This is a genomic window from Streptomyces sp. S.PNR 29 (assembly GCF_030386795.1).
Taxonomy (GTDB): Bacteria; Actinomycetota; Actinomycetes; order Streptomycetales; family Streptomycetaceae; genus Streptomyces.
Window position 1 is genome coordinate 301,518 of the sequence record NZ_JANUQM010000004.1, and the last position, 26,745, is coordinate 328,262.

The 26,745-nt window shown below is 71.8% G+C and carries 25 protein-coding genes; 20 read left to right on the forward strand and 5 right to left on the reverse strand.

The features are described from left to right. Positions 1–41 precede the first annotated feature (41 nt). Positions 42–959, reverse strand: coding sequence for a hypothetical protein (locus NW895_RS13835; protein ID WP_289935786.1), 918 nt, complete (start codon positions 957–959; stop codon positions 42–44). 214 nt (positions 960–1,173) lie between these two features. On the opposite strand from NW895_RS13835, the gene NW895_RS13840 reads away from it, so the two are divergent. From NW895_RS13840 to NW895_RS13860, 5 genes are all read left to right on the forward strand, one after another. After that, positions 1,174–2,367 (forward strand): argininosuccinate synthase, encoded by a 1,194-nt coding sequence (locus NW895_RS13840; RefSeq protein ID WP_289935787.1) that lies wholly within the window; start codon positions 1,174–1,176, stop codon positions 2,365–2,367. A 103-nt stretch (positions 2,368–2,470) separates the two neighbouring features. After that, on the forward strand, positions 2,471–3,898 hold the full coding sequence (gene argH / locus NW895_RS13845) for an argininosuccinate lyase (RefSeq protein WP_289935788.1): 1,428 nt from the start codon (positions 2,471–2,473) through the stop codon (positions 3,896–3,898). 77 nt (positions 3,899–3,975) lie between these two features. Then, on the forward strand, positions 3,976–4,947 hold the full coding sequence (locus tag NW895_RS13850; protein WP_289935789.1) for an aldo/keto reductase: 972 nt from the start codon (positions 3,976–3,978) through the stop codon (positions 4,945–4,947). Between the two features lie 118 nt (positions 4,948–5,065). Further along, positions 5,066–5,617 carry a TetR/AcrR family transcriptional regulator gene (locus NW895_RS13855; RefSeq protein WP_289935790.1) on the forward strand — a complete coding sequence of 184 codons (552 nt, stop codon included), beginning with the start codon at positions 5,066–5,068 and terminating at the stop codon, positions 5,615–5,617. Further along, positions 5,614–7,137 carry an MFS transporter gene (locus NW895_RS13860; RefSeq protein ID WP_289935791.1) on the forward strand — a complete coding sequence of 508 codons (1,524 nt, stop codon included), beginning with the start codon at positions 5,614–5,616 and terminating at the stop codon, positions 7,135–7,137. Before NW895_RS13855 ends, NW895_RS13860 begins: the two co-directional genes overlap by 4 nt. Positions 7,138–7,159: 22 nt before the next feature. Here NW895_RS13860 and NW895_RS13865 read toward each other — a convergent pair whose 3' ends face one another. Beyond that, positions 7,160–7,834, reverse strand: a complete 675-nt coding sequence (locus tag NW895_RS13865) for a lysophospholipid acyltransferase family protein (RefSeq protein WP_354670088.1) — start codon at positions 7,832–7,834, stop codon at positions 7,160–7,162. Between the two features lie 438 nt (positions 7,835–8,272). On the opposite strand from NW895_RS13865, the gene NW895_RS13870 reads away from it, so the two are divergent. The 3 genes from NW895_RS13870 (at position 8,273) to NW895_RS13880 (ending at position 10,563) form a co-directional block, all read left to right on the forward strand. Then, on the forward strand, positions 8,273–9,439 hold the full coding sequence (locus tag NW895_RS13870) for a glycerophosphodiester phosphodiesterase (protein WP_289935792.1): 1,167 nt from the start codon (positions 8,273–8,275) through the stop codon (positions 9,437–9,439). A 74-nt stretch (positions 9,440–9,513) separates the two neighbouring features. After that, complete coding sequence (locus NW895_RS13875) at positions 9,514–10,008, forward strand: sigma-70 family RNA polymerase sigma factor (RefSeq protein ID WP_289935794.1); 495 nt, start codon at positions 9,514–9,516, stop codon at positions 10,006–10,008. Between the two features lie 57 nt (positions 10,009–10,065). Continuing rightward, positions 10,066–10,563, forward strand: coding sequence for a GNAT family N-acetyltransferase (locus tag NW895_RS13880; protein WP_289935795.1), 498 nt, complete (start codon positions 10,066–10,068; stop codon positions 10,561–10,563). Here the strand turns inward: NW895_RS13880 and NW895_RS13885 are convergent. Beyond that, on the reverse strand, positions 10,553–10,996 hold the full coding sequence (locus tag NW895_RS13885) for a hypothetical protein (RefSeq protein ID WP_289935796.1): 444 nt from the start codon (positions 10,994–10,996) through the stop codon (positions 10,553–10,555). The genes NW895_RS13880 and NW895_RS13885 overlap by 11 nt on opposite strands. Then, on the reverse strand, positions 10,977–11,336 hold the full coding sequence (locus NW895_RS13890; RefSeq protein WP_289935797.1) for a hypothetical protein: 360 nt from the start codon (positions 11,334–11,336) through the stop codon (positions 10,977–10,979). Before NW895_RS13890 ends, NW895_RS13885 begins: the two co-directional genes overlap by 20 nt. Before the next feature lie 69 nt (positions 11,337–11,405). On the opposite strand from NW895_RS13890, the gene NW895_RS13895 reads away from it, so the two are divergent. From NW895_RS13895 to NW895_RS13940, 10 genes are all read left to right on the forward strand, one after another. Further along, positions 11,406–12,056: an HAD family hydrolase gene (locus NW895_RS13895; protein ID WP_289935798.1), complete on the forward strand. Its 651-nt coding sequence runs from the start codon at positions 11,406–11,408 to the stop codon at positions 12,054–12,056. Positions 12,057–12,421: 365 nt separating this feature from the next. Next, positions 12,422–13,465 carry an ATP-binding cassette domain-containing protein gene (locus NW895_RS13900; RefSeq protein WP_289935799.1) on the forward strand — a complete coding sequence of 348 codons (1,044 nt, stop codon included), beginning with the start codon at positions 12,422–12,424 and terminating at the stop codon, positions 13,463–13,465. Beyond that, entirely contained in the window at positions 13,462–14,199 is a 738-nt protein-coding gene (locus tag NW895_RS13905) for a methionine ABC transporter permease (protein WP_289935800.1), read from the forward strand. Before NW895_RS13900 ends, NW895_RS13905 begins: the two co-directional genes overlap by 4 nt. A gap of 64 nt (positions 14,200–14,263) precedes the next feature. Next, complete coding sequence (locus NW895_RS13910; protein WP_289935801.1) at positions 14,264–15,088, forward strand: MetQ/NlpA family ABC transporter substrate-binding protein; 825 nt, start codon at positions 14,264–14,266, stop codon at positions 15,086–15,088. Positions 15,089–15,231: 143 nt separating this feature from the next. Next, the gene (locus tag NW895_RS13915) at positions 15,232–15,870 is read left to right on the forward strand and encodes a GNAT family N-acetyltransferase (protein WP_289935802.1); all 639 of its coding nucleotides are present in this window, start codon (positions 15,232–15,234) and stop codon (positions 15,868–15,870) included. A 116-nt stretch (positions 15,871–15,986) separates the two neighbouring features. After that, a complete protein-coding gene (gene cbiE / locus NW895_RS13920; RefSeq protein ID WP_289935803.1) occupies positions 15,987–17,207 on the forward strand; it encodes a precorrin-6y C5,15-methyltransferase (decarboxylating) subunit CbiE in 1,221 nt (406 codons plus the stop codon). A 368-nt stretch (positions 17,208–17,575) separates the two neighbouring features. Continuing rightward, positions 17,576–21,628 carry a nicotinate-nucleotide--dimethylbenzimidazole phosphoribosyltransferase gene (gene cobT, locus NW895_RS13925; RefSeq protein WP_289935804.1) on the forward strand — a complete coding sequence of 1,351 codons (4,053 nt, stop codon included), beginning with the start codon at positions 17,576–17,578 and terminating at the stop codon, positions 21,626–21,628. A 140-nt stretch (positions 21,629–21,768) separates the two neighbouring features. Then, the gene (cobA, locus tag NW895_RS13930) at positions 21,769–23,001 is read left to right on the forward strand and encodes a uroporphyrinogen-III C-methyltransferase (protein WP_289935805.1); all 1,233 of its coding nucleotides are present in this window, start codon (positions 21,769–21,771) and stop codon (positions 22,999–23,001) included. A gap of 63 nt (positions 23,002–23,064) precedes the next feature. Continuing rightward, positions 23,065–23,883: an RNA methyltransferase gene (locus NW895_RS13935; protein ID WP_289935806.1), complete on the forward strand. Its 819-nt coding sequence runs from the start codon at positions 23,065–23,067 to the stop codon at positions 23,881–23,883. An 8-nt stretch (positions 23,884–23,891) separates the two neighbouring features. After that, positions 23,892–24,299 (forward strand): NUDIX domain-containing protein, encoded by a 408-nt coding sequence (locus NW895_RS13940; RefSeq protein ID WP_289935807.1) that lies wholly within the window; start codon positions 23,892–23,894, stop codon positions 24,297–24,299. Here NW895_RS13940 and NW895_RS13945 read toward each other — a convergent pair. Next, entirely contained in the window at positions 24,296–25,726 is a 1,431-nt protein-coding gene (locus NW895_RS13945) for a serine/threonine protein kinase (protein WP_289936015.1), read from the reverse strand. The genes NW895_RS13940 and NW895_RS13945 overlap by 4 nt on opposite strands. Positions 25,727–25,922: 196 nt before the next feature. Between NW895_RS13945 and NW895_RS13950 the strand changes: the two genes are divergently transcribed. Continuing rightward, positions 25,923–26,279, forward strand: coding sequence for a hypothetical protein (locus tag NW895_RS13950; RefSeq protein ID WP_289936016.1), 357 nt, complete (start codon positions 25,923–25,925; stop codon positions 26,277–26,279). A gap of 118 nt (positions 26,280–26,397) precedes the next feature. Then, entirely contained in the window at positions 26,398–26,580 is a 183-nt protein-coding gene (locus NW895_RS13955; RefSeq protein ID WP_289935809.1) for a hypothetical protein, read from the forward strand. Positions 26,581–26,745: the final 165 nt, after the last annotated feature.

Here is a 26,745-nt window from a genome sequence, read left to right on the forward strand (position 1 = left end):
CGGCCGGCGTGCCAACGGGGCGGCCACGGCTGTCTGTCACATCACTTCGAGAGCGTGCAGGCGGCCAGCGAGTCCAGGCCGGCCGGGCGCTCGGCGGTGCGGCCGATCGCGGTGGCGATGCGGTTGATGGTGGAGACGCGCTTGTCCTCCAGCGGGCCGAGGATGGCGTTCTGCACGAAGTTGGGGCCACCCTGGCCGACGGTGTCGACGAGCCGCTTGTTGGCCTCGGCGACCTGCGTGTCCAGCAGCGTCAGGTTGCGGTCGACCTCGGCCTGCGCGGAGGCCGGGATCGCCGGCAGCTGGGAGGCGACGTCCGGGCAGCTGATGGTGCCCGCCCCGGCGTTGCCGGCCTCGCCACCCGCGCCCGCCTCGGCTCCGGCACCGGCCTCCTCGCCCGCGCCCGCGCCCGCCCCGGCTCCGGCCTCTGCGCCCGCGCCGGCCTCCTCGCCCGCGCCGGCCTCGGCTCCGGCCTCCTCACCGGTGCCCGCCTGCTCGCCCGCGCCGGCCGCGCCGTCCGCGTTGAGGGTGCAGGCGGCGAACGCCTCCAGGCCCTCCGGCTTCTCGGCGGCGCGGCCGATGGCGGTCTCGATGCGGTTGAGGGCGGCGACGCGCTTGTCCTCCAGCGGGCCGAGGATGGCGTTCTGCACGAAGTTGGGGCCACCCTGACCGACGGTGTCGACGAGGCGCTTGTTGGCTTCGTCGATCTGGGTCTGAAGCTGGGCGAGGTTGCGGTCGACCTCGGCCTGCGCGGAGGCGGGGATCTCCGGCAGCTGGTCGGTGACGTCCGGACACGTGATGGTGCCGGGGCTCGCCAGCGTCTTCGCGTCCGTGCCGTTGCTCTTGGACGATTCCCCGGCGAGGGCGGAACCGGCGATCACCGCGCCGGACAGCGCCACCGCGGCGGCGCCGCCGATGATCGCGACGCGACGCTTGTTGTACTTCGGAAGAGCCCTGGACATGCGGATGCCTCACTCGGGTCAGGGGGGTCGTTGTTTTACAAACGCGGCGCCTGCGTTCGGCGAGAGGTACGGGAAAGCGGTTGCTCGCGTTCAACCGCTGTTCGATCTGCTCACGGCATGACCGAAATCCGACCCTCCCTCGCCCCTGATTGACGAATCATGCGGACTCCTGCATACTCATGCATGTCAGCGAATGCACTGTGAGGAGAAACCCGTGACCGAGCGCGTCGTACTCGCCTACTCCGGCGGTCTGGACACCTCCGTCGCCATCGGCTGGATCGCCGAGGAGACGGGCGCCGAGGTCATCGCCGTTGCCGTGGACGTCGGCCAGGGCGGCGAGGACCTGGACGTCATCCGCAAGCGCGCGCTCGCCTGCGGTGCCGTCGAGGCCGAGGTCGCGGACGCCAAGGACGAGTTCGCCGAGGAGTACTGCCTCCCGGCGATCAAGGCCAACGCCCTCTACATGGACCGCTACCCGCTGGTCTCCGCGCTGTCCCGGCCGACGATCGTCAAGCACCTCGTCGCCGCCGCCAAGAAGCACGGCGCCACCACCGTCGCCCACGGCTGCACCGGCAAGGGCAACGACCAGGTCCGCTTCGAGGCCGGCATCGTCGCCCTCGCCCCCGACCTCAAGTGCATCGCCCCGGTCCGCGACTACGCCATGACCCGCGACAAGGCCATCGCCTTCTGCGAGGAGAAGGGCCTGCCGATCGCGACCACGAAGAAGTCCCCGTACTCCATCGACCAGAACGTCTTCGGCCGCGCCATCGAGACCGGCTTCCTGGAGGACATCTGGAACGCCCCGATCGAGGACATCTACGAGTACACCCAGAACCCGGCCGTCCAGCGTGAGGCCGACGAGGTGGTCATCACCTTCAAGGAGGGCGTCCCGGTCGCCATCGACGGCAAGCCCGTCACCGTGCTCCAGGCCATCCAGCAGCTCAACGAGCGCGCCGGTGCCCAGGGCATCGGCCGGATCGACATGGTCGAGGACCGGCTCGTCGGCATCAAGTCGCGTGAGGTGTACGAGGCTCCGGGCGCGATCGCCCTGATCACCGCCCACCAGGAGCTGGAGAACGTCACCGTCGAGCGCGAGCTCGCCCGCTACAAGCGGCAGGTCGAGCAGCGCTGGAGCGAGCTGGTCTACGACGGCCTGTGGTTCTCCCCGCTCAAGCGCGCCCTGGACGGTTTCGTCAACGAGGCCAACCAGCACGTCTCCGGCGACATCCGGATGACCCTGCACGGCGGCCGCGCGGTCGTCACCGGCCGGCGCTCCGAGTCGTCGCTGTACGACTTCAACCTCGCCACCTACGACACCGGCGACACCTTCGACCAGGCCGCGGCCAAGGGCTTCATCGACATCTACAGCCTCTCGTCGAAGATCGCCGCCAAGCGCGACCTCGCGTAACCGCGACCGGTCACCTCACACGCACTAGCCTGACAACCGCCTCCCCGCTCGCGCACGAGAGGGGAGGCGGCGGCACATCCGTATCTCTCTAGGAGCAACGCAAGTGAGCAGCAACAGCGGTGACGTACGGCTCTGGGGCGGCCGTTTCGCCGACGGTCCCGCCGAGGCCCTGGCGAAGCTGTCCGCGTCCGTCCACTTCGACTGGCGGCTCGCGCCCTACGACATCGCCGGTTCCCGTGCGCACGCGCGCGTGCTGCACAAGGCGGGCCTGCTCACCGAGGACGAGCTGAACCGGATGATCGCCGGGCTGGACCAGCTCGAAGCGGATGTCGCCGACGGCTCCTTCGTGGGCACCATCGCCGACGAGGACGTCCACACCGCCCTGGAGCGCGGCCTGCTGGAGCGCCTCGGCCCCGACCTCGGCGGCAAGCTCCGCGCCGGCCGGTCGCGCAACGACCAGGTGGCGACCCTCTTCCGCATGTACCTGCGGGACCACGCCCGTACGATCGGCGGCCTGATCGCCGACCTCCAGGACGCGCTGATCGGCCTGGCCGAGGCGCACCCGGACGTGGCGATGCCCGGCCGCACCCACCTCCAGCACGCCCAGCCGGTGCTCTTCGCCCACCATGTCCTGGCCCATGTCCAGTCGCTGTCCCGGGACGCCGAACGCCTGCGCCAGTGGGACGAGCGGACGGCCGTGTCTCCGTACGGCTCGGGCGCGCTCGCGGGCTCCTCCCTCGGCCTGGACCCGGAGGCGGTCGCCCAGGAGCTCGGCTTCGAGCACGGCAGCGCCGGCAACTCCATCGACGGCACGGCCTCCCGGGACTTCGTCGCCGAGTTCGCCTTCATCACCGCGATGATCGGCGTGAACGTCTCCCGGATCGCCGAGGAGATCATCATCTGGAACACGAAGGAGTTCTCCTTCGTGACCCTGCACGACGCGTTCTCGACGGGCTCGTCGATCATGCCGCAGAAGAAGAACCCGGACATCGCCGAGCTGGCGCGCGGCAAGTCGGGCCGCCTGATCGGCAACCTCACCGGGCTCATGACCACGCTCAAGGCCCTCCCGCTCGCGTACAACCGCGACCTCCAGGAGGACAAGGAGCCGGTCTTCGACTCCATCGACCAGCTGGAGATCCTGCTCCCGGCCTTCACCGGCATGATGGCCACCCTCACCGTGCACCGTGAGCGCATGGAGGAGCTGGCCCCGGCCGGGTTCTCCCTCGCCACCGACATCGCCGAGTGGCTGGTCAAGCAGGGCGTGCCGTTCCGCGTCGCGCACGAGGTCGCCGGCGAGTGCGTGAAGGCCGCCGAGGCCGAGGGCAAGGAGCTGGACGAGCTGACCGACGAGCAGTTCGCGAAGATCTCCACGCACCTCACCCCCGAGGTGCGTACCGTCCTCGACGTCCCCGGCGCGCTCGCCTCCCGCAACGGCCGCGGCGGTACGGCACCGAGCGCGGTCGCCGTCCAGCTCGCCGAGGTGAAGGCGGACGTGGCGGCCCAGCACGAGTGGGCGAACGCCAAGAGGTAACCGCTCCGTTTCCCCGAGGGCGTCGCGGGATACGTTGGTCGGGCAGCCGCCAAGGAGCCGACCGAACGGAGCCCGCGATGCCCTTCGCCCGCCTGGCCTCAGCAACCACCCCCACCTGTCACATCGGCCTGGGGCTCGCCGCCGTCGGCCGGCCCGGCTACATCAACCTCGGCCGCGAGCGGGACCTGCCGGCCGATCGCGGTGTCGACGCGATGCGCGAGCGTACGCACGAACTCCTCGACGCCGCCTACGCCCAAGGCGTCCGCTACTTCGACGTCGCCCGCTCCTACGGCCGCTCCGAGGAGTTCCTCGCCGACTGGCTGACGGCCCGGCCGGACGTCGAAGACGTCGTCGTCGGCAGCAAGTGGGGCTACACCTACACCGCCGACTGGTCCACCGACGCCGAACAGCACGAGGTCAAGGACCACAGCCTCGCCACGTACGAGCGGCAGCGCGCCGAGACCGACGCCCTGCTGGGCGACCGCCTCGACCTCTACCAGATCCACTCGGTGACCCCGGACAGCCCCGCCCTCACCGACAAGGAGCTCCACGCCAGGCTCGCCGAGGCCGCGGCGGCAGGACTGACCATCGGCTTCTCCACCAGCGGCCCGGCCCAGGCCGAGGCCATCCGCGCCGCCCTCGCCGTGACGGTCGACGGCGAGCCACTCTTCCGTACCGTCCAGTCCACGTACAACGCGCTGGAGACCTCCGCCGCGCCCGCGCTCGCCGAGGCGCACGAGGCCGGGCTCACGGTGATCGTCAAGGAGGGCATGGCCAACGGTCGGCTCGCGGAGCCGCACGCGGCGGACGTACTGAAGGCCGTGGCCCAGGAGACCGGTCTCGGCTGTGACGCGGTCGCCCTGGCGCTGATCCTGCGGCAGCCCTGGGCCGGCGTGGTCCTCTCCGGCGCCGCGACCACCGCCCAGCTCGCCTCCAACCTGCACGCCGCCGTCGTCGACCTCGACGACGACCAGCTGGCACGGCTCGCCACGCTGGCCGAGGAGCCGCGCGCCTACTGGGAGCGGCGCGGGCAGCTGCCCTGGCACTGAGCCGCTGGTCCCTCTCGTCGATCGCTCCCGATCAGACGGCGTGAGTCACACATGACCATCATGAGTCACGCATGACCATGATGAGACATGAATGTCTCACATGGGCTACGCTTGTCTCATGGCCGTCGATCGTGAGCGCGTACTGCGCACCGCCGCAGCCCTGCTGACCCGTAAATCCACCGCGACCATGGACGAGGTCGCCAAGGCGGCCGGGATCAGCCGGGCCACACTGCACCGCCACTTCGCCGGGCGTGACGCGCTCGTCCGGGCACTGGAGACGCTCGGCATCGACGAGTGCGAGGCCGCTCTGGACGCGGCCCGCCTGGACGAGGGGCCCGCGAGCGACGCCGTACACCGGCTCGTGGCCGCCATCGAGCCCGCCGCCGGTCTGCTCGCCTTCCTCTACACCGAGAACCAGCTGTTCGAGGGCGAGGAGCAGAACGCCGGCTGGGCCCGGATCGACGATCGCATCGCCGACCTGTTCCGGCGCGGTCAGCAGACCGGCGAGTTCCGTATCGACCTCACCCCCGCCTGGCTCACCGAGGCGCTGTACGGCCTGCTGGCGTCCGGCGCCTGGGCGGTCACGGAAGGCCGCGTCGCCCGGAACGACTTCACCCACATGATCGTCGGGCTGCTGCTCGGCGGCGCGCTACGGAGAGAGGAACCATGACCAGCACCCTGCAGCCGGCGAGCCCGAACGAGGTGGTGAAGCGCCCGGGCCGCTGGCTCGCGCTCTGCGTCCTCGTGCTCGCCGTGCTGCTGGTGGCCGTCGACGCGACCGTCCTCGGTCTCGCGACCCCCTACATCAGTGAGGATCTGAAGCCCTCCGGAACCCAGCTCCTCTGGATCGGCGACGTCTACTCCTTCGTCATCGCCGGTCTGCTCGTCTCCATGGGCAGCCTCGGCGACCGCATCGGCCGCAAGCGGATCCTGCTCGGCGGCGCCACGGCGTTCGGCGCGATATCCGTCCTCAACGCCTACGCGTTCACACCCGAGCTGATGATCCTGGCCCGGGCGCTGCTCGGCGTCGCGGGCGCCACCCTGATGCCCGCCACGCTCGCCCTGATCCGCAACCTCTTCCACGACCCGCGCGAACGCAGCCTCGCCGTCGGCATCTGGGGTGCGACCGCCTCGGCCGGCACGGCCGTCGGCCCGGTCGCCGGAGGCTTCCTGCTGGAGCACTTCTGGTGGGGCTCGGTCTTCCTGATCAACCTGCCCGTGATGGCGGTCCTGGTGCTCGTCGGCATCAGGCTGCTGCCCGAGTCGCGCACCCCGGACCCCGGCCCCTGGGACATGCTCAGCGTGGTGCTGTCGCTGGTCGGCATGGTCGGTGTCGTCTACGCCGTCAAGGAGGCCGCCACGCACGGACTCACCTGGGAGGCGCCCGCCGCGGGTCTGCTGGGCGCGGCGGCACTGTACGGCTTCGTGCGCCGCCAGCTCACGCTGCCGACCCCGCTGCTGGACATGCGGCTGTTCCGCAACCGCGGCTTCAGCGGGGCGGTCCTGGCCGACCTGCTGACCATCCTGGGGCTGTCCGGGCTGGTGTTCTTCCTCTCCCAGTACCTGCAACTCGTGCAGGGCAGGCGGCCGTTCGAGGCGGGACTCGCCGAACTGCCCGCCGCGGTCGGTGCGGTGGCGGCCGGTCTGGTCGCCGGTCGCACGGCCCGGCGTTTCTCGGTGCGGGCCGTGGTCTCCGGCGGACTCGCGGCCATCGGCCTCGCACTCGCCGCGCTGACCGTCGTCGAGCAGTCCACCGGCTACCCGCTGCTGGGCACGGCCCTGCTGGTCGTCGGCCTCGGCGCCGGTCTCTCGTTCACCGTCACCGCCGATGTGATCCTCTCCAGCGTGCCCAAGGAACAGGCGGGCGCGGCGTCCGCGGTGTCCGAGACGGCGTACGAACTCGGCGCGGCCCTCGGCATCGCCGTACTCGGCTCCATCGTGACCGGCGTCTACCGGGGCTTCACCGCCCCGGCGGGCACCCCGGCCGAGGCCCACGAGTCACTGGGCGGCGCGGTGGAGGCGGCGGCACACCTGCCCGCCCGTACCTCCGGGGCCCTGCTGGAGGCGGCCCGCCAGTCCTTCGTGGACGGCCTGGCGCTGGCGGCGGGGGCAGGTGCGGCGGTACTGCTGGCAGCGGCGGCAGCCGCGTGGTTCACGCTGCGGGACCAACGGCTGGACAGCCGGCCCTGAGTACCCGAGCACCGGAACGGCGCTACGCGGCCTCTTTGGCCTTGCTGGCGTACATGTCCACGTACTCCTGCCCGGACAGCCGCATGACCTCGGTCATCACCGAGTCGGTGACGGCCCGCAGCACATAACGGTCCCGGTCCATCCCCTCGTACCGCGAGAACTCCATCGCCTCCCCGAACCGCACCGTCACCTTGCGCGGCCGAGGCATACCCGCCCCACCCGGCTGGATCTTGTCCGTGCCGATCATGGCGAACGGGACCACCGGCGCACCGGTCATCAGCGTCAGCCGGGCGATACCGGTGCGCCCCCGGTACAGCCGCCCGTCGGGGGAGCGGGTGCCCTCCGGGTAGATGCCGAAGACCCTGCCCTCCTCCAGCACCCGGCGGCCGGTCATCAGCGCCGCGACCCCGCCCCGGCCGCCGTCCCGGTCGACCGGGATCATGCCGACGCCGGTGAAGAACCAGGCCATCAGCCGGCCCTTGAGGCCCTTGCCGGTGACGTACTCGTCCTTGCCGATGAAGAAGACCTGCCGGTCGCAGACCAGGGGCAAGATCATCGAGTCGATGAACGTCAGGTGGTTGCCGGCCAGGATCACCGGGCCGTCGCCCGGGATGTGCTCCGCGCCCTCCACCTGTGGGCGGAACATCAGGCGCATGATCGGTCCGAGCACTGCCTTGATGAGCGCGAAGCGGGACAACGGGCCCTCCGGTGTCAAGTGGGTTGTCGAAGGAGTCGGTATGAGTCTGTGCAGGTGAGGACATTACTCGCGGCCCGGGGAGTAGTGCACATCGGGCGCGGCTGGTTCACCTAGGTATTACTCACTGTTGACGCATGTCCACCTGGGGTGGTGCGGCGTTGCCGGACGGCAATCCGGCCGGAACGCTCTGGCCGGGGTCGCGCGCCGGGGGCGGACGCCGGGGCGTCGGCATACCCGGGAACCGGTGCGGCCGATCCGGCCCCGGCTCAGCACTGACCGCGTACCCCGGCCCGCCCCCCTGAAGCCGACGGCCCGTCACACATCTGTTCCCGTACGACATCTCGTGTCACCGGCGTGTTCCCGCCAAGGTCTCCCACTCGTCATGTGCACGCACCTACCATCAGCCCGCACTGACGGGCCGACGGCAGGAGGGCGCTCATGGGAACGCAGGAGTCGAACGAACAGGCGCGCGGGACCGGACGACGGGCACTCCTCGGCGCGGCCGTGCTCGGCGCGGGCGGAGCCGCCCTCGGGCTGGCCGGCACGGCGAGAGCCGCCGGCGCCTCGCCCGGGAGCGGCGGGCTGAAGAGCCTGCCCGTGCCGACGATCATCGGCCACCGCGGAGCCAGCGGCTACCGGCCGGAACACACCTTCGGCTCCTACCAGCTGGCCCTCGACCTGGGCGCCGACATCGTCGAGGCCGGCGATCTGGTGCCCACCAAGGACGGCCACATCGTCTGCCGCCACGAGCCGGAGATCGGCGGCACGACCGACGTCGCCGACCACCCCGAGTTCGCCGACCGCAGGACCACCAAGACCCTCGACGGCGTGTCCACCACCGGCTGGTTCACCGAGGACTTCACCCTCGCCGAGCTGAAGACGCTCCGCGCGATCGAGCGCATCCCCGCCAACCGCCCGCACAACACGCTCTACGACGGCCGCTGGGAGATCCCCACCTTCGAAGAGGTGCTCCAGTGGCAGGACGAGCAGACCCGCAAGCGCGGCAGGCAGGTCTGGATCTACCCCGAGACCAAGCACCCCAGCTACTTCCGCAAGCTGGGCCTCGGCCTGGAGGAACGGGTCGCCCGGCTGCTGCGCAAGTACGGCAAGGACAGGAAGAACTCGCCGGTCATCCTGCAGTCCTTCGAGCCCACCAGCATCCAGCGCCTGAACCGGCTCGTCGGCAACCCCCTCGTCGTCCTGCTGTCCACGGCGAACAGCCGCCCCTGGGACTTCGTCGAGGCGGGCGACCCGCGCACGGTCGCCGACCTCATCACCCCCGAGGGCCTGAAGGAGATCGCCTCCTACGCCCAGGGCATCGGACCGACCCTCGACCTGGTCATCCCCAGGGACGCGAGCGGCAAGCTCACCCGGCCGACCACCCTGGTGACCGACGCGCACAAGGCGGGCCTGGTCCTGCACCCGTACACCATGCGCAACGAGAACCCCTTCCTGCCCGCCGACTTCCGCAAGGGCACCGACGCGGACGCCTACGGCGATGTCTTCGGGGCCTACGAGGCGTACTTCGCCACGGGCATCGACGGGGTCTTCACCGACCAGCCCGACACCGGCCTGCTGGCCCGCGAGGACTTCGTCAACGACTGAGCCCTGTTCCCCGATCGGGGTGAAAGCCGGCCGCCCGGGCAACCTGCCGCCCGGGCGGCCGCGTCGTCCTGCATATGACGCACGACCTGGTCACCAGCCTGGGCCCGCTGCTCACCGCCGAGACCTCCGCCGAGGCACATGCCTCGGGGACCGAGCCGGGCGACCTGGAGCAGGCGGTCTGGCTCCGTCTCCTGGAACGTCTTGAGGCCGACGGCCCGCCCAGCGACCCCCACCGCTGGCTGCGCAGCGCCGTCCGTATCGAGGCGCGCCGCACCCGCCGCACGACGCGACTGGAACGACCGTATGAGACCGAGCCGGCCGACGACGCCGACCGCGACCCCGAGGAGCTCGTCCTCGCCGCCGCCCGGCGCCGGGCCCTGCGGGACGCCGTGCGCCGCCTGCCGGGACGCTGCCCCCGGCTGCTGGAGGCCCTGCTCTCCCCGAAGGACCTGACATACCGGGAAATCGCAGGAGAGTTGGGTATCTCACAGGGCACTCTCGGCCCGGAACGTTCCAGATGCCTGGGATGTCTGCGGAGATTGCTCGCACCGGAGGTTGCGGCGCGCTGAGTACGGGGATAGGAGTGAGGGACGACAGGCGATCAGGTGAGCGGGAGGCATGCGCACATGGGCATGAGCGTGACCATCTCGGTGGCGACCGAGCAGGATGCCGAGCAGATCTTCCGGCTGCAGTACCTCTGTTTCCAGAGCGAGGCCGCGCTGTACGGCAACTACCGCATCGACCCGCTTGTCCAAACCCTCGACTCCGTCCGTCACGAGGTCGCCGAGGACTGCGTCTTCGTCGCGAGGCTCGGCGACGAGGTGGTCGGCTCGGTGCGCGGCAGCGTGACCGAGGACGGCGCGGCCTCCATCGGCAAGCTCTGTGTCCACCCCCGCCTCCAGGGCCACGGCATCGGCGCGCGGCTGCTGCGCGCGGCGGAAGCGGCGCTGGCGGAGGAGCGGGGCGCCAAGAAGTTCCGCCTCCACACCGGCCACCGCAGCGAGGGCAACCTGCGGTTGTACCGCCGGGTGGGATACCAGACGGTGGGGACGTCGCAGGGCGCCGACGGCGTACCGATGATCGTCCTGGAGAAGGCGGCGGGAACCTACGCGGCTACCGCGTAGCGCTCCGGGACTTCCGCAGCCAGTACAGCGCGGACAGCGGCAGCAGTACCGGAATGAAGACGTACCCCATGCCGTAGTCCGACCAGACCGTCGCGTCCGGGAAGGCCGACGGCTCGATCAGGGTCCACGTACCCACGGTCAGCACCCCCGCGAGCTCGGCGGCGCAACACACCTGCGCCGCCCTGCGGGCCCGCTCACCCCCGCGTACCAGCGAGTACGTGATGAAGCCGTAGACGAGCCCCGCCACCGCCGACAGCGAGTACGCGAGCGGAGCACGGTCGAACTCGGTGGCGATCTGGTACGCGGACCGCGACACCGCGCCGACCACCATCACCCCGTACAGCCACACCAGCAGCATCCCGGGCCCGCTGATCAGCCGGGTCCGTGCCGGCTTCTCCTCCATCACGGTCACCTCAGCCTCCCCAGATGTCATACAACCGCACCTCCAGGACGGCGAGGACGACACCGCCGGCCGCGACCGTCACCGAGCCCCACCTCGTCCGCTCCGCGAGCGACATGAACCCCACCGCCGGGACGCACGCGAAGGCCCCGAGCAGATACGCCACGAAGATCGTCGTCCCCTGCTCCGGCTTCTCGCCCCGCGCCAGCTGCACGATGCCGACGACCAGCTGGACCAGGGTCAGCAGCGTCACCACGGCCATCCCGATGAAGTGCCAGTCCTTGGTCGGCTGATCGCGGTAGGCGGCCCAGCCGCACCAGGCGGCGAGCAGCAGCGCGGCGACGCCGGTCGCCAGCGTCAGGGCATCAAGCATGCAGCGACCCTATTACGGGCCAAAAGGCCTGATGCGGCCGACCCCGGCACGCACCGTAGGGTCGAGAGCATGAAGATCCACGCACAGGCCCTGCTGTTCGACAACGACGGAACCCTCGTCTCCTCCCTCGAGTCCGTGCACCGCTGCTGGACGCGATGGGCCGGGGAGTACGGCCTCACGGCCGAGGAGTTCGCCCGCGTCGAGCTGCACGGCCGGCCGGCCGCCGAGATAGCCGCCGACCTGCTGCCCGCCGACGTCGTGCCGGAGGCCGTCGCGCGGATCGAGCAGCTGGAGGTCGACGACGTACCCCGGGGCGGCGTGCACCTGCTGCCCGGCACCAAGGAGTTCCTCGACGCGCTCCCGGCCGACCGCTGGGCCGTCGTCACCTCCGCGACCCGCCGCCTCGCCGAGGCCCGGCTCGACGCCGTCGGCATCCTGCCCAAGACCCTCGTCGCCGCGGACGACATCACCCGCGGCAAGCCCGACCCCGAGCCCTACCTGCTCGGCGCCCGCGCACTGGGCGTCGACCCGGCCCACTGCGTCGTCTTCGAGGACGCCCCCGCAGGACTCCTGTCCGGCCGCGCCGCCGGCATGACCACCGTGGCGTTGGCCACAACCCACCAGGCCCACGAGCTGGACGCCGACCTCGTCGTCGAGAACCTGTCGGCCCTGTCCGTACAGGTCGCCGCCGGGGGAGTCGAGATCACCGTCCGCGGCTGACGGCTGTCCACCACTGTCCAGCATGCGGACAGTGGCGCTTTGTCAGCACCGTACGTCTGCTTTACTGATCGCATGACCACCACGAGCTGCCGCACCCCTGCGACCGAGGCGACCCTTGCGCCCGGTGCTCGTTGTATGTGTCGAATGTGCGCCTTCTAGAGGGCCCCTGCACCACCCCGAGCCTCGCGCCCCGAAGCGAGGCGCCGTGGCATGTCCGTACGCCCTAGTCGTACGTGACTGACCCGGCCCCGCGCACACGTTCTCCCGGTTCCGGTGCCAAGCGAGAACCGTGCCGCGTTCCCGACCGAATGCACCCGTGCCCGGGCACACCCACGCCCGCGCACTCGACAGTGACGGAAACCCACGTGATCACCACATCGGGCCTCACCAAGGTCTACCGCTCACGCGGCCGCGAGGTCACCGCCCTGGACGGCGTCGACCTGCACGTCCGCGAAGGAGAGGTGTACGGCGTCATCGGCCAGTCCGGCGCCGGCAAGTCCTCGCTCATCCGCTGCGTCAACCTCCTGGAGCGCCCCACCTCCGGCACGGTCACCGTCGCCGGCCAGGACCTCACCGCGCTCGCCGGCCGAGGCCCCCGCGCCGGCCGCGAGCTGCGGCAGGCGCGCAGCCGTATCGGCATGGTCTTCCAGCACTTCAACCTGCTGTCCTCCCGCACCGTGCAGGACAACGTCGAGCTGCCGCTGGAGATCCTCGGCAAGTCCGGGAAGGAACGTTCCCGCAAGGCCCTGGAACTGCTCGACCTGGTAGGCCTCGCCGACCAGGCCAAGGCCTACCCCGCGCAGCTCTCCGGCGGCCAGAAGCAGCGCGTCGGCATCGCCCGCGCTCTGGCCGGCGACCCCAAGGTGCTGCTGTCCGACGAGGCCACCAGCGCCCTCGACCCGGAGACCACCCGCTCGATCCTGACGCTGCTGCGCGACCTGAACCGGCAGCTCGGCCTGACCGTGCTGCTCATCACCCACGAGATGGACGTCGTCAAGAGCATCTGCGACTCCGCCGCCCTGATGGAGAACGGCCGCATCGTCGAGTCCGGCACGGTGAGCGAGCTGCTCGCGACCCCCGGCTCCGAACTGGCCTCCGCGCTGTTCCCGGTGGGCGGCGACGCCTCCGGCGAGGACCGCACCGTCCTCGACATCACCTTCCAGGGCGAGGCCGCCACCCAGCCCGTCATCTCGCAGGTGGCGCGCACCTACAACATCGACATATCGATTCTCGGTGCCGCCATCGACACCGTCGGCGGCCTCCAGGTCGGCCGGATGCGCATCGAACTGCCCGGCCGCTATGAGGACAACGTCGTGCCGGTCGGCTTCCTGCGCGAGCAGGGCCTGCACATCGACGTCGTCGACAACGCCGCCGAGGAGCCCGTACTCGCGAAGGAGGGGGCCAAGTGACCTGGTCCGAGATGCAGCCACTGCTGGAACAGGCGTGTCAGGAGACGCTGGTCATGGTCGGCTGGTCCACCCTGATCGCCGTCGTCGGCGGACTTCCGCTCGGCATCCTGCTCGTCCTGACCGACCGGGGCGGCCTGCTGCAGAACACCGTGGTGAACAAGGTCATCGGGCAGATCGTGAACGTCGGCCGCTCGATGCCGTTCATCATCCTCATGGTCGCCCTGATGAACTTCACCCGCTGGGTCACCGGCACGACCATCGGCAGCGAGGCCGCGATCGTGCCGCTCGCCATCGGCGGCATCCCCTTCTTCGCGCGCCTGGTCGAGACGGCCGTCCGCGAAGTGGACCACGGCCTGGTCGAGGCCGTGCAGGCGATGGGCGGCAACACCTGGACGATCGTCCGCAAGGTCCTGGTGCCCGAGGCGCTCCCGTCCCTCATCGCCAGCACCACGACCACGATCATCGCCCTCATCGGCTACTCCGCCATGGCCGGCACGGTCGGCGGCGGCGGACTCGGCGACCTGGCCGTCCGCTACGGCTACCAGCGCTTCGAGACCGGCCTGATGTGGATCACCGTCGCGATCCTCGCCGTCGTCATCTCCCTCATCCAGTTCGCCGGGGACTTCGCGGCCCGCTCCCTGCACCGCCGCGGCGGCCGCTCGGGCCCCTCGCCCAAGCTGCGGCTGCTCAGGGCCGAGGAGCCCGCGGCGGCCGACGTCAGCAAGGTCGCATAACCCTCTCCGCACTCCCCGTACCACCCGAGACGGGGTCGCACCACCCACAAGGAAGGCACTTTTCGTGCGTAACACCGCCAAGATCACCACCGCCGCCCTCGCCGCCGGAGCCCTCACCCTCGGGCTCACCGCCTGCGGCGCCGGCGACTCCGGCTCCGACACCAGCGGTCCGCTGATCGTCGCCGCGAGCCCGACCCCGCACGCCGAGATCCTGAACTACGTGAAGGACAACCTGGCGAAGAAGGCGGGCCTGGACCTGGAGGTCAAGGAGTTCACCGACTACGTCACGCCGAACACGGCGACCCAGGACGGCTCGGTGGGCGCCAACTACTTCCAGAACCAGCCGTACCTCGACGACTTCAACAAGAAGAACGGCACCGACATCGTGCCGGTCGTCACGGTGCACCTGGAGCCGCTCGGCCTGTACTCCCACAAGGTCAAGAAGGCCGACGAACTGAAGAGCGGTGCGACCGTCGCCGTGCCCAACGACACCGTCAACGAGGCCCGGGCCCTGAAGCTGCTCGCGGCGAACGGGCTGATCACCCTCAAGGACGGCGTGGGCAACGAGGCGACCCCCTCGGACATCACCAAGAACCCGAAGAACCTGAAGTTCAAGGAGCTGGAGGCGGCCCAGACCCCGCGCTCCCTGGACGACGTGGACGCCGCCGTCGTCAACGGCAACTACGCCATCGAGTCCGACCTCAAGCCCGCCAAGGACGCCCTCGTCCTGGAGAGCCCGAAGAACAACCCCTACGGCAACTTCCTCGCGGTGAAGAAGGGCAACGAGGACGACCCGCGCGTGAAGAAGCTCGCGAAGCTCCTCACCTCCGCCGAGGTGAAGAAGTTCATTCAGGACAAGTACGCCGGCTCCGTCATCGCGTCCTTCTGACGCACACGCCGCACGGAGCCGCCGCTGCCGGGTCCGCTCCTGGTGAAGGAGCGGACCCCGTGGTGCGGTTCGGTGCTTTCATGCTGCATGCTGGGCAGTTCAGCAGGCCCTGACAGCTTTTCCCGAAGGTAACGGAGTGGCGCATGACTGGCACCTTCCCCAACGTCTCCATCAGCACGGAGCGGTTGGTACTGCGCCCCTTCGAGGACACCGACATCCAGGCGTTCGCCGACATGATGAACGACGAACTCGTCACCGCCTGGACCTCCGTGCCGCACCCCTACACCGAGGCCGACGCCCGCGCCTGGATCACCGAACTGGCCCCGGCCGAACGCGCCGAGGGCCGCGGCATCGTCTTCGCGGTCACCGAGTTCCTCACCCAGCGTCTCGTCGGCATCGTGCACCTCAAGCGCACCGACTGGCGCGTCCGCTCCAGCGAGATCTCCTACGTCATCGCCCCCTGGGCACGCGGCGAGGGCTACGCCTCCGAGGCGGCCCTCGCCACCGCGCAGTGGCTCTTCCACGACCAGAAGTTCGAACGGCTGGAACTGCGCACCGCGGCCGACAACACCGCCTCCCAGCAGGTGGCCCAGAAGATCGGCTGCATCAGCGAGGGCGTGCTGCGGGGGGCCTGGATAGCGCGCACCAGGACCGGGAACGGCGAGTGGACCGACGTCCGCACCGACCTCATCGTCTGGAGCCTGCTGCCCGAGGACCTGGAAGGCGTCGGCGACCAGCTGGCCGACACCGGCGGTTTCGCCTCGTTCACCGACTGGAACTGAAAGCAGCTGGTCACGGCACCGACGCCGCGTCCCGGGGCCGCACCGGGTACCCTCACGAAGCCCCCATGCGGGCTCTTCTCGGACGACCTGCGAAAACCCCCTGGAGACTGACGACGATGGCCGACCGGGTCACGGTGATCGGCTGGGACGGTTCGCCGCTGACCGCCGCGGCGCGCGCCGCCCTGGGCGCCGCCACGCTGGTGGCCGGCGCCGCCCACCACCTCGCGCTGCCCGAGGTGCCGCCCGCCGCCGAACGCATCCGCCTCGGAAGCGTCGCCCTCGCCGCCCGCCGGATCGCCGCCCACCGCGGCACGGCGGTCGTGCTCGCCGACGGCGACCCCGGCTTCTTCGGCGTCGTACGGACCCTGCGCGCCCCCGAGTTCGGCCTGGAGGTCGAGGTCGTCCCGGCCGTCTCCTCCGTCGCCGCCGCCTTCGCCCGGGCCGGCATGCCCTGGGACGACGCCCAAGTGGTCGTCGCCCACCCCCGCACCCTGCGCCGCGCCGTGAACGTGTGCCGAGCCCACACCAAGGTCGCTGTCCTCACCTCACCCGGCGCCGGACCCGCCGAACTCGGCCTGCTGCTTGAGGGGGTGCACCGCACCTTCGTCATCTGCGAGGAACTCGGCACCGCACGCGAACAGGTCACCGTCGTCACCTCCGACAAGGCCGCCGACCACACCTGGCGCGACCCCAACGTCGTCATCGTCATCGGCGGCCCCGTCGGGAACGGCGCCGCCCGGGACCGCGGGGGCTGGATCGCCGGCCGGGACCCTGCCGCCGGACCGCGCGGCTGGTCGCTGTCCGCCGAGGCGTACGGCGGTGAACTCGGCGAGGGCGAGGCGGACCTGCTGCGTGCCGCCCAACTCGCCCGGCTCGGACCGCGGCTGGGTGACCTGGTGTGGGACATCGGCTGCGGCAGCGGCGTGTTCGCCGTCGACGCCGCGCGCGCCGGAGCCGCCGTCATCGCCGTCGACCGCACTCTGGACGCCTGCGCCCGCACCGACTTCGCCGCCCGCCGCTTCGGCGTCCAGCTCCAAGTCGTCCACGGCACCGCCCCGCACGTCCTGGAGCGCCTCCCCGAACCGGACGTCGTCCGCGTCGGCGGTGGGGGAGCGGCCGTGGTCTCCGCGGTCGCCGACCGCCGCCCACAGCGCATCGTCACCCACGCCCCCACCCGCGACGCGGCCGAACTCATCGGCCGGGACCTGACGGAGCACGGCTACGTCGTCGAGTGTGCCCTGCTGCAGTCCGTCGGACTCGACACCCGCGTGTGGACGGAGAAGGAGCGGAGCGTCGCGTTCCTGCTCAGCGGCGTGCTCCCGGACCGTGCGCCCTGACGCGGTGTGCGGTCCCCGTGATCCGCTTGTCGTACCGCGCGCGGTAGGCTGGCCGATTGCTGCACCGCACCCGGGCGCCCGGCGGTTCGTCGGTCAATGTCCGGAAAGCACGCCCGTTTTGGGGTGAGTGTGGTACGGCAGAACCGGAGGGCGCGCGCAACGTGGCGCAGTCCACAGCGGGCCGTTGCGGATCACGCTGTCGCGACGGAGGAACGACCGGGACAATGCCACTCAATGGCTTTGTCGTCTTTTCCGGCGGGTCGTTCGTGCCGCTGGGCACGGACGCTCGTTCTTCACTGCGGGGCGGTCGGTGCGCCGTTCCGGGTGAGCTGGTCGTAGGAGCATTAACCGATGGGCGAGGGGTACGCATGACCGACACCGGCCAGATCCCGGGCGAGGGGCTGCCGGAGAGCGCAGGCATGGTGGAGCAGCCGGGCGTCCCCGCGCACGACGCGTACACCTACCTCTCCGAAACCACCGCCGAGGACGAGGACCTGCTGCTCCTGCCGGGCGCCCAGAGCGCCTGGGGCAACGAGGTCGCGCCTCCCGCGCCGGAGCCGGTCGTCGAGACCGTGCACGAGCCCGGCCCGCACGAGATCTCCGGCCGCGACAGCGGCTCGGTCGACCTCAGCGGCGTCCGTCTGCCCACGCCCACGCCGCCGTCCGTGCCGACGCCGCCGCGCCGGCCCCTCCACGTCGGCCCGCCGATCCCCAACACCGCCGCGAGCCCGGTCCGCTCCCTCGCCGAGCGCGGTCCCGCGGACGTGCCCGCACGGCAGCCCAGCGCGCCGTCCACCGGCCCCGAGTACCTGGACGCCCCGCAGGCGGTGGCCCCCTGGGGCGCCCCGGCCGCGGCCCAGGCGCCGGTGAGCACCGGGGCGGCCCCTGCGGAAACGGTTGTTCCGACCCCGGGCCAGACCCCCGAGCCGGTGGGGGCGGCCCAGGCCCTGGTGACGCGGGTGGCGAACGAGGCCGTGGCGGCTGCGGCGGTCCAGGCCTCGCCGGACGCCGGTGCTGCTGCGGCTGCGCAGGTGCCGCAGGCGCGGGCCCCGCAGGCCGGGGAGGCCGAGCCGGCCGGTACGCCGGTCGGGCACGTCGCGGAGGGCGAGGCTGCCGAGGCTCCAGGTGAGGGGACCGGCGCGGAGGCCGAGCAGGGGGCCGAGGCAGCGGTCGCGTCCGAGGGTGTCGCCGGGCCGGAGGGGGTGACTCCCGAGGTGGTGCAGGCCCCGGAGGGAGTGGCTCCCGAGGGGGCGCATGTCGCGGAGGCCGGGGTGGTCACCGCCGCCGTGTCCGCTCCGGAGGCCGCGGCTGTTCCCGAGGCGGTGCCGGAAGCCATGCAGGGACCCGCCACCATGTCCGCTCCTGACCCCGGGCAGGCTTTCGCGGCCGTAGGCGGTCCGGGTGCCGGTGAGGTGACCGAGGCCGCCCATGGCTCGGCTGCCGACCAGACTGTGCAGGCCGCGCAGGCTCCCGAAGCCGTGCCCGCCGGGCAGGGCACGCAGGCGCCCGAGGCAGCCGCGCCGGAGAACGCGCCGGCACCCGACGTGCCCGCGCCTGATGCTGCGCCGGTTGCTGAGGTGCCTGCGCCTGACGCTGTGCCGGTTGCGGAGGTGCCTGCGCCTGAGGCTGGGCCGGTTGCTGAGGTGCCCGCGCCTGACGCTGTGCCCATTTCCGAGGCGCCCGCATCTGATGCTGCGCCGGTTGCTGAGGTGCCCGTGCCTGGCGCCGCGCCGGTCCCCGGCGTGCCCGCGCCTGAGGTTGCGCCCGTTGCAGAGGGGCCTGCGCCTGAGGCTGGGCCGGTTGCTGAGGTGCCTGCGCCTGAGGTTGCGCCGGTTGCTGAGGCGCCCGCATCTGAGGTTGCGCCGGTTGCTGAGGTGCCCGCGCCTGACGCTGTGCCGATTCCCGAGGCGCCCGCACCTGACGCTGCCCCCGTTCCCGACACCACCGCACCCGAGGCTGCTCCGATCTCCGCCACCCCCGTGCCCCCAGCTGCTTCCGCCCCCGACACTCCCGCGCCCCAGGACGTCCCGCCCGCCGAGGCGGCCGCCCCCGGCACCGCCCAGCCCGCGGCCGCCGGTTCCGCGTCCGGCACTCCCGAGCCGGCGCCGTTCCCGGCGGCTCCGGACGCGGTGCAGGCGCCGCAGCCTGCCGTCGCCGACGTATCCGCCCAAGAGGTGGACGCCGGTCAGGCCGTACCGGGAGAGGGCGAGCAGCCGCAGCAGATTCAGGCCACCCAGCCCACGCCCGACGCGCAGGCCCAGGACGCAGCCCCGGTCCCCGCACCCGCTGCCACGGACCCGGACGCAGCGCCCTCCGCCGACGCCGCCGTAGCAGTCGCCCCGGACGGACAGCCCGCGGCCCCCGCCGACGCCGCATCCCCGGCAGAGCCGCCTGCGGAGCCCACCGCAGACGCGGCCCCGGCAGCCCAGGCGCCCGCCGGCCAGGGGGCCCAGGACGCCGCCGCCTCCCTCCCCGACGGGCAGGCTGCCCCACCGGAGCCCCTGCCTCTGCCCACGGACGACCAGCAGGCGGCGGAACCCGCCGCCACGGTCCCCGCACCCGGAGAGGCCCGACCCGACCTCGTACAGAACGCCGACGACCTGGACACCCGGGTCGCCGACCAGGAAGACCAGGAAGACCAGGAAGAGGCGAGCACGGCCGCAGTGGCAGAAGCACGACAGCCCGTCGGCCCCGCCGCGCCCCCCTACGACGACGCCGAGCGCGAGGCCGTCCTGAAGGTCATGCGTGAACGCCGTGACATCCGCAACGGCTTCCGCAACGACCCCATCCCGCACGAGGTGCTGCTCCGGGTCCTGGAGGCCGCCCACACCGCGCCCTCGGTCGGACACTCGCAGCCCTGGGACTTCGTCGTCATCCGCTCGGCGGACACCCGCCGCACGATGCACGAACTGGCCATGCGTCAGCGCGAGGCGTACGCGAAGTCCCTCCCCAAGGGCCGGGCCAAGCAGTTCAAGGAACTGAAGATCGAGGCCATCCTCGACACCCCGGTGAACATCGTGGTCACCGCCGACCCGACCCGCGGCGGCCGCCATACCCTCGGCCGCCACACGCAGCCGCAGATGGCGCCGTACTCCGCCGCGCTCGCCGTGGAGAACCTCTGGCTCGCCGCCCGCGCCGAGGGCCTCGGCGTCGGCTGGGTCAGCTTCTTCGACGAGCGCGAGATGGTCCGTGCCCTCGGACTGCCCGAACACCTGGAGGTCATCGCCTACCTCTGCGTCGGGTACGTCGACGAGTTCCCGGACGAGCCCGAGCTGATGCAGGCCGGCTGGTCCAAGCGCCGCCCGCTCTCCTGGGTCGTCCACGAGGAGACGTACGGCCGCCGCGCCCTGCCCGGCGAGGACCCGCACGACCTGCTCGCCGAGACCGTCGCCCAGATCCGCCCGCTGGACGCGAAGGCGCTCGGCGAGGCCTGGGAGCGGCAGAAGCGCATGACCAAGCCGGCCGGTGCGCTCGGCATGCTGGAGATCATCTCCGCCCAGCTCTCCGGCCTGTCCCGTCAGTGCCCGCCGCCGATCCCGGAGCCCGCCGCCGTTGCGATCTTCGCCGGCGACCACGGAGTGCACGCCCAGGGCGTCACCCCCTGGCCGCAGGAGGTCACCGCGCAGATGGTGGCCAACTTCCTCGGCGGCGGAGCGGTCTGCAACGCCTTCGCCGGCCAGGTCGGCGCGGAGGTCTGTGTCGTGGACGTCGGCGTCGCCGCCGACCTCCCCGCGACCCCCGGCCTGCTGCCCCGCAAGGTCCGCGCGGGCACGTCCGACATGACCACCGGCCCGGCGATGACCCGCGAGGAGGCCAAGAAGGCCATCGAGGTAGGCATCGAGACGGCCCGCGACCTGGTGGCGGCCGGCAACAAGGCCCTGCTCACCGGTGAGATGGGCATCGCCAACACCACCGCGTCCGCGGCCCTGATCTCCGTCTACACGGACACGGACCCGTCCGAGGTGACGGGCCGCGGCACCGGGATCAACGACGAGACCCTCGCCCGTAAGACGGAGGTCGTCCGCCGCGCCCTCGAACTGCACCAGCCGGACCCGGCCGACCCCATCGGGGTCCTTGCCGCGATCGGCGGCTTCGAACACGCGGCGATGGTGGGCCTCCTGCTCGGCGGCGCCTCCCTCCGTACGCCGGTGATCCTGGACGGCGTCAGCGCCGGCGCCGCGGCCCTGGTCGCCCGCGCCATCGCCCCCGAGGTGCTTGCGGCCTGCATCGCGGGCCACCGCAGCGCCGAGCCCGGCCACGTGGCCGCGCTGAACAAGCTGGGCCTGCGCCCCCTGGTCGACCTCGACCTCCGCCTCGGCGAGGGCACGGGCGCCCTGCTGGCCTTGCCACTGGTCCAGAGCACGGCGAGGGCGATGCACGAGGTGGCCACGTTCGATTCGGCCGGAGTCACCGAGAAGTAGGACCGTCACCGGGGTCGGGGATGACGCGCACTGCGGGCCCCCGACCCCGCCGTACGCTGAAGCACGTCTAAAATCCGCACGTCAGGGCCGCTCCAGAGCCGCAGCGCCCATCGCACCGCCAGCACGAGGAGCCGACCCTCATGGCCGAACACCCCGCCTACCCCGTAGGCCTCCGCCTCACCGGCCGCCGCGTGGTCGTCCTCGGCGGCGGCCAGGTGGCCCAGCGCCGCCTCCCCGCACTGATCGCGGCGGGCGCCGACATTCTCCTCGTGTCCCCCGAAGCGACCCCCTCGGTCGAAGCCATGGCGGACGCGGGCGAGATCACCTGGGAGAAGCGCCCTTACGCCGAAGGCGACCTCGCCGACGCCTGGTACGCCCTGATCGCCACGAGCGACGCCGAGGCGAACACCCGAGCCTCCGCCGAGGCGGAGGCACACAGGGTGTGGTGTGTCCGCTCCGACGACGCCGACGCCGCCACGGCCTGGACCCCGGCCACCGGCCACAGCGAGGGCGTCACCGTCGCCGTGCTCACCACGAGAGCCAAGGGCCGCGACCCCCGCCACACCGCCGCCATCCGCGATGCCGTGGTCGAGGGCCTCCGCGACGGCACCCTGGTGGCGCCCCACCACCGCACGCGCACTCCGGGCGTCGCCCTGGTCGGCGGTGGCCCCGGCGACCCGGACCTGATCACGGTCCGCGGCCGCCGCCTCCTGGCCGAGGCCGACGTCGTCATCGCGGACCGCCTCGGCCCCCGTGACCTGCTCGCCGAGCTCCCGCCGCACGTCGAGGTGATCGACGCGGCGAAGATCCCGTACGGCCGTTTCATGGCCCAGGAGGCCATCAACAACGCGCTGATCGAGCACGCCAAGCAGGGCAAGTCGGTCGTGCGCCTGAAGGGCGGCGACCCCTACGTCTTCGGCCGCGGCATGGAGGAACTGCAGGCGCTGGCCGAGGCGGGCATCCCGTGCACCGTCGTCCCCGGCATCTCCAGCTCCATCTCGGTCCCGGGCGCGGCGGGCATCCCGGTCACGCACCGGGGCGTCGCCCACGAGTTCACGGTGGTCAGCGGGCATGTGGCGCCCGACGACGAGCGCTCCCTGGTCGACTGGCCGTCCCTCGCCAAGCTGACCGGCACCCTCGTGATCCTCATGGGAGTCGACAAGATCGGCAAGATCGCCGAGACTCTGGTGGCCCACGGCAAGTCCCCGGACACGCCCGTCGCCCTGGTCCAGGAGGGCACGACGGCCGCCCAGCGCCGCGTCGACGCCACCCTCGAGACGGTCGCCGAGACGGTCCGTACCCAGGAGGTCAAGCCGCCGGCGGTGATCGTCATCGGCGAGGTCGTGCGTGTGGGCCCACAGGGCCTGGAGTAACCCGGGGTAACGCGTCCGATCCCAGCCGTTGGCACCGCACTCAGGACAAGGCAGTATCACTCTGTGGCCGATCTCATCACCGTCGAGGATCCCGACGACCCGCGCCTGCGTGACTACACGGGCCTGACCGACGTCGAACTGCGCCGCAAACGCGAACCCGCCGAGGGCCTGTTCATCGCCGAGGGCGAGAAGGTCATCAGAAGGGCCAAGGAAGCCGGCTACGAGATGCGGTCCATGCTGCTGTCGGCCAAGTGGGTCGACGTCATGCGGGACGTCATCGACGAGCTTCCGGCCCCGGTGTACGCGGTCAGCCCGGAGCTCGCCGAGCAGGTCACCGGCTACCACGTGCACCGCGGAGCGCTGGCCTCCATGCAGCGCAGGCCGCTGCCCACGGCGGCCGAGCTCCTCCGGGCGGCCCGTCGCGTGGTGATCATGGAGTCGGTCAACGACCACACCAACATCGGCGCGATCTTCCGCTCCGCGGCCGCCCTCGGGATGGACGCCGTCCTGCTCTCGCCGGACTGCGCCGACCCCCTCTACCGCCGCAGTGTGAAGGTGTCGATGGGCGCGGTCTTCTCCGTGCCGTACGCCCGCCTGGACACCTGGCCCAAGGGACTGGAGTCGGTCCGCGAGGCGGGCTTCACCCTCCTCGCCCTGACCCCGGACGAGAAGGCGAGGTCCCTCGACGAGGCCGCCCCGCACAGGATGGACCGCGTGGCCCTGATGCTCGGCGCCGAGGGTGAGGGCCTGTCCAGGCAGGCCCTGGTCGCCGCCGACGAGTGGGTCCGCATCCCCATGTCCCACGGCGTCGACTCCCTCAACGTGGGCGCGGCGGCCGCGGTCGCCTTCTACGCGGTGGCCACGGGCCGCCCCCAGGTGTAGGGGCACGGGTGGAGCAGGGCCAGGCCATCGTCGCCGTCCTCCTGCGCGGCGACCGTGTGCTCGCCATCCGCCGCGGCGCGGCCGTCGCCCGCCCCGGCTACTGGCAGCCGCTCAGCGGCAAGATCGAACCGGGCGAGACCCAGGAAGAGGCCGTCGTCCGGGAGGTCCGTGAGGAGGTCGGCCTCACCGTCTCCCCGCTGGCCAAGGTCTGGGAGTCGGAGACGGACGACCACCGCTTCCGCCTCCACTGGTGGACCGCCCGCGCCGACATCGGCGAGGTGGTCCCCGACCCCGGTGAGGTCGCCGACGCCCGCTGGGTCACCCCGGAGGAGTTCCTGGCCCTCGACCCGGTCTTCGACGGCGACCGCGAGTTCTTCGAACGGATCCTGCCGCAGCTGTCGTACGGGTCGTCCTAGCCTTCGCCGCGAAGCATCGATTCGGGGCGCTGGGACATGAACTGTCCCTCCAGCGGAGCGTATTGGGTACGTACGTCCGTCTGCGCGTGCTCCTGCTGCTTCCGTACGCCGTCCGAGCCGCCGTCGAGCCCCCGCGCGGGACCCTGGCAGCCCTGCGCCGCGGCGATGCCGAGCGCCACCAGCAGCGTCACCACGACGAACACGAACAGCCGCTGCCGCAGCAGCCGAGGGTTGGCGGGGCGCCGGCCGGTGCCCGTGGTGCGGGGCGCCGGGCGACCGGGGCCACTGCGTGGAGCGGGCCGACTACCGCTGCCGGGGCCCTTGGCATTCCGGGGGGTGTTGCGGGAAGCGGGTGTGGCGCGCCCCCCCGACCGGGACGACGGACCGCCGCCGCGCGCCGGGGTGGTGCCCCGGGAGGGGGCCGGTCCCCGAGGCGTGGGGGTTCCCTGCGCTCCCCTCTGCATCCCGTTCGCATTCTGCTGGGCGTGCTGACCCTGAGGACGCCGCTGGGCACGCTCCGGGTAACTGTCGGCGATCCGCCCGGTGGGCCGGTCCGCGTCACCGGCGCGCGGTGCGGGCGGCCGTACGTCGGCGAGGCCCTGGGCCTCCCGGGCCGCGATCTCCTTGAGACGCAGCGACAGTTGGAGCGTGCTGGGGCGCTCCTCGGGGTCCTTCGCCAGGCAGGCCCGGACGAGCGGGGCCAACGCGTCCGGGACGCCGTGCAGCTGTGGCTCCTCGTGGACCACGCGGTACAGCATGACCTCGGAACTGCCGTGCCCGAAGGGCGAGTCGCCCATCGAGGCGTACGCGAGCGTGGCGCCGAGGGAGAACACGTCCGTGGCCGGGGTGACGGCCGCGCCGCGCACCTGTTCCGGCGCGAGGAAGCCGGGCGAGCCGACCGCCGTGCCGACGTGCGTGAGCGTGGAGGCACCGGTCGCCCAGGCGATGCCGAAGTCGATGATCCGCGGCCCCTTCGGGGACAGCAGGATGTTGGACGGCTTCAGGTCCCGGTGCACGACCCCGGCCTCGTGCACGGCGACCAGTCCCTCCGACAGGGCGGCTCCGATGGCGGCGACCTCCGCGGCGCCCAGTGGTCCCTCGTCGACGACCTTGTCGTGCAGGGAGGGGCCGGGGACGTACTGCGTGGCGAACCAGGGCCGGTCCGCGTCGAGGTCGGCGGCCACGAGCCGGGCGGTGCATCCGCCCCTGATCCGCCGCGCGGCCGAGACCTCGCGCGCGAAGCGCGACCGGAACTCCTGATCCTCCGCCAGGTCAGGGCGGATGACCTTCAGCGCGACGCGCTGCCCCTTCTTGTCGGAGCCCAGATAGACAACGCCCATCCCGCCCGCGCCGAGCCGTCTGTGAAGCCTGAACGAGCCGACGACGCGCGGGTCCTCGCGCCTCAGGCGCATCATCGCCATGTTCATCCCCGCTGCCCGGTCCCTGTGACGAGCCACAGCTTACGTTTCCACGGCCGCCCGCGCGCAGAGGCCGCGCCCTCTCGGTCCGATGGATTGTCAGTGGGGGGTGGGAGACTTGAAGGGTGGTCAGGGAAGGTGCGAAGAGGGCGGCTTCGCGCCGTTTGTGATCCCAACCACCCGACACAGAAGGGGGATTGGACCCGTGAAGGGTGATCGTGTGGAGATAGTCGTGGATGCGGGCGACACGACGCGCACTTACGAGGTGGTGGCGAGCAGGGCGGGGCGCCGGGTGGATACGGCGGTACGTCGAGGTGTGGTGGAAGTGAGCGAAGTCACCCGGAATGGGACTGTCGTGAGGACGGCCCGCTTCATGGCGAACCGGGTCCTGGCGCTCGTCGAGCAGCCGGTTCCGCGTGCGGACGGCTCGGAGAAAACGGGGCAGACCGGGCGTCCCCTCGGGGAAGACCCCGAGACCCAGGTCGCCGTCTCCACCCAGGGGAGTACTCCGCAGGTCGTGGCTCATCCTCCGGGAGGCCCGGCAATCGGTACGAGGGCATGACGTCCGGCGAGGGCCGGACGCCTAGATTTGAGGTCAAGCGGCGGGTGCAGCACTCGTCCCCCGAGGTCAGACACCCGCCGCTGCCAACGACAACATCACAACGGTCAGGGGAGGGACCATGGCCCACACGGCATCGCGGACGCTGATCCGCACGCAGAAGCGCCGCCGCACGGGCCGTCGCCACCCGCTGGTGGCGACGCTCATGGCCCTTCCGCTGGCGGTCCTGCTCCTCGTCGTCTTCGACGGCTGGGAGACAGTGGCCACACAGGCGTCGTCCGTGGGTGCGATGCTGGGGCGCTGAGCGGCGACCCCAGGCCCGGAAGAGCGGTCCGGGCGGGGACATCCATCCATGAAACCCCGTGGGGACGGGGGTGCGGCGGACGGCAAAGATGCCGGCGCAGCTGGGGAGCTGCGCCGGCATTGCTTTGTGTGCGGGTGCGGATGTGGGTGCGGATGCCTGCGGCGG

What these genes read in the sequence shown, in the direction of transcription:
- NW895_RS13955 (WP_289935809.1), top strand. Translation starts at nt 26,398, where the DNA reads ATGGCCCACACGGCATCGCGGACGCTGATCCGCACGCAGAAGCGCCGC.
- NW895_RS13855 (WP_289935790.1), top strand. Translation starts at nt 5,066, where the DNA reads ATGGCCGTCGATCGTGAGCGCGTACTGCGCACCGCCGCAGCCCTGCTG.
- cobT (WP_289935804.1), top strand. Translation starts at nt 17,576, where the DNA reads ATGACCGACACCGGCCAGATCCCGGGCGAGGGGCTGCCGGAGAGCGCA.
- NW895_RS13880 (WP_289935795.1), top strand. Translation starts at nt 10,066, where the DNA reads ATGGGCATGAGCGTGACCATCTCGGTGGCGACCGAGCAGGATGCCGAG.
- NW895_RS13850 (WP_289935789.1), top strand. Translation starts at nt 3,976, where the DNA reads ATGCCCTTCGCCCGCCTGGCCTCAGCAACCACCCCCACCTGTCACATC.
- NW895_RS13870 (WP_289935792.1), top strand. Translation starts at nt 8,273, where the DNA reads ATGGGAACGCAGGAGTCGAACGAACAGGCGCGCGGGACCGGACGACGG.
- NW895_RS13890 (WP_289935797.1), bottom strand. Translation starts at nt 11,336, where the DNA reads ATGCTTGATGCCCTGACGCTGGCGACCGGCGTCGCCGCGCTGCTGCTC.
- NW895_RS13875 (WP_289935794.1), top strand. Translation starts at nt 9,514, where the DNA reads ATGACGCACGACCTGGTCACCAGCCTGGGCCCGCTGCTCACCGCCGAG.
- NW895_RS13915 (WP_289935802.1), top strand. Translation starts at nt 15,232, where the DNA reads ATGACTGGCACCTTCCCCAACGTCTCCATCAGCACGGAGCGGTTGGTA.
- NW895_RS13835 (WP_289935786.1), bottom strand. Translation starts at nt 959, where the DNA reads ATGTCCAGGGCTCTTCCGAAGTACAACAAGCGTCGCGTCGCGATCATC.
- cbiE (WP_289935803.1), top strand. Translation starts at nt 15,987, where the DNA reads ATGGCCGACCGGGTCACGGTGATCGGCTGGGACGGTTCGCCGCTGACC.
- NW895_RS13945 (WP_289936015.1), bottom strand. Translation starts at nt 25,726, where the DNA reads ATGAACATGGCGATGATGCGCCTGAGGCGCGAGGACCCGCGCGTCGTC.
- NW895_RS13895 (WP_289935798.1), top strand. Translation starts at nt 11,406, where the DNA reads ATGAAGATCCACGCACAGGCCCTGCTGTTCGACAACGACGGAACCCTC.
- cobA (WP_289935805.1), top strand. Translation starts at nt 21,769, where the DNA reads ATGGCCGAACACCCCGCCTACCCCGTAGGCCTCCGCCTCACCGGCCGC.
- NW895_RS13885 (WP_289935796.1), bottom strand. Translation starts at nt 10,996, where the DNA reads ATGACATCTGGGGAGGCTGAGGTGACCGTGATGGAGGAGAAGCCGGCA.
- NW895_RS13860 (WP_289935791.1), top strand. Translation starts at nt 5,614, where the DNA reads ATGACCAGCACCCTGCAGCCGGCGAGCCCGAACGAGGTGGTGAAGCGC.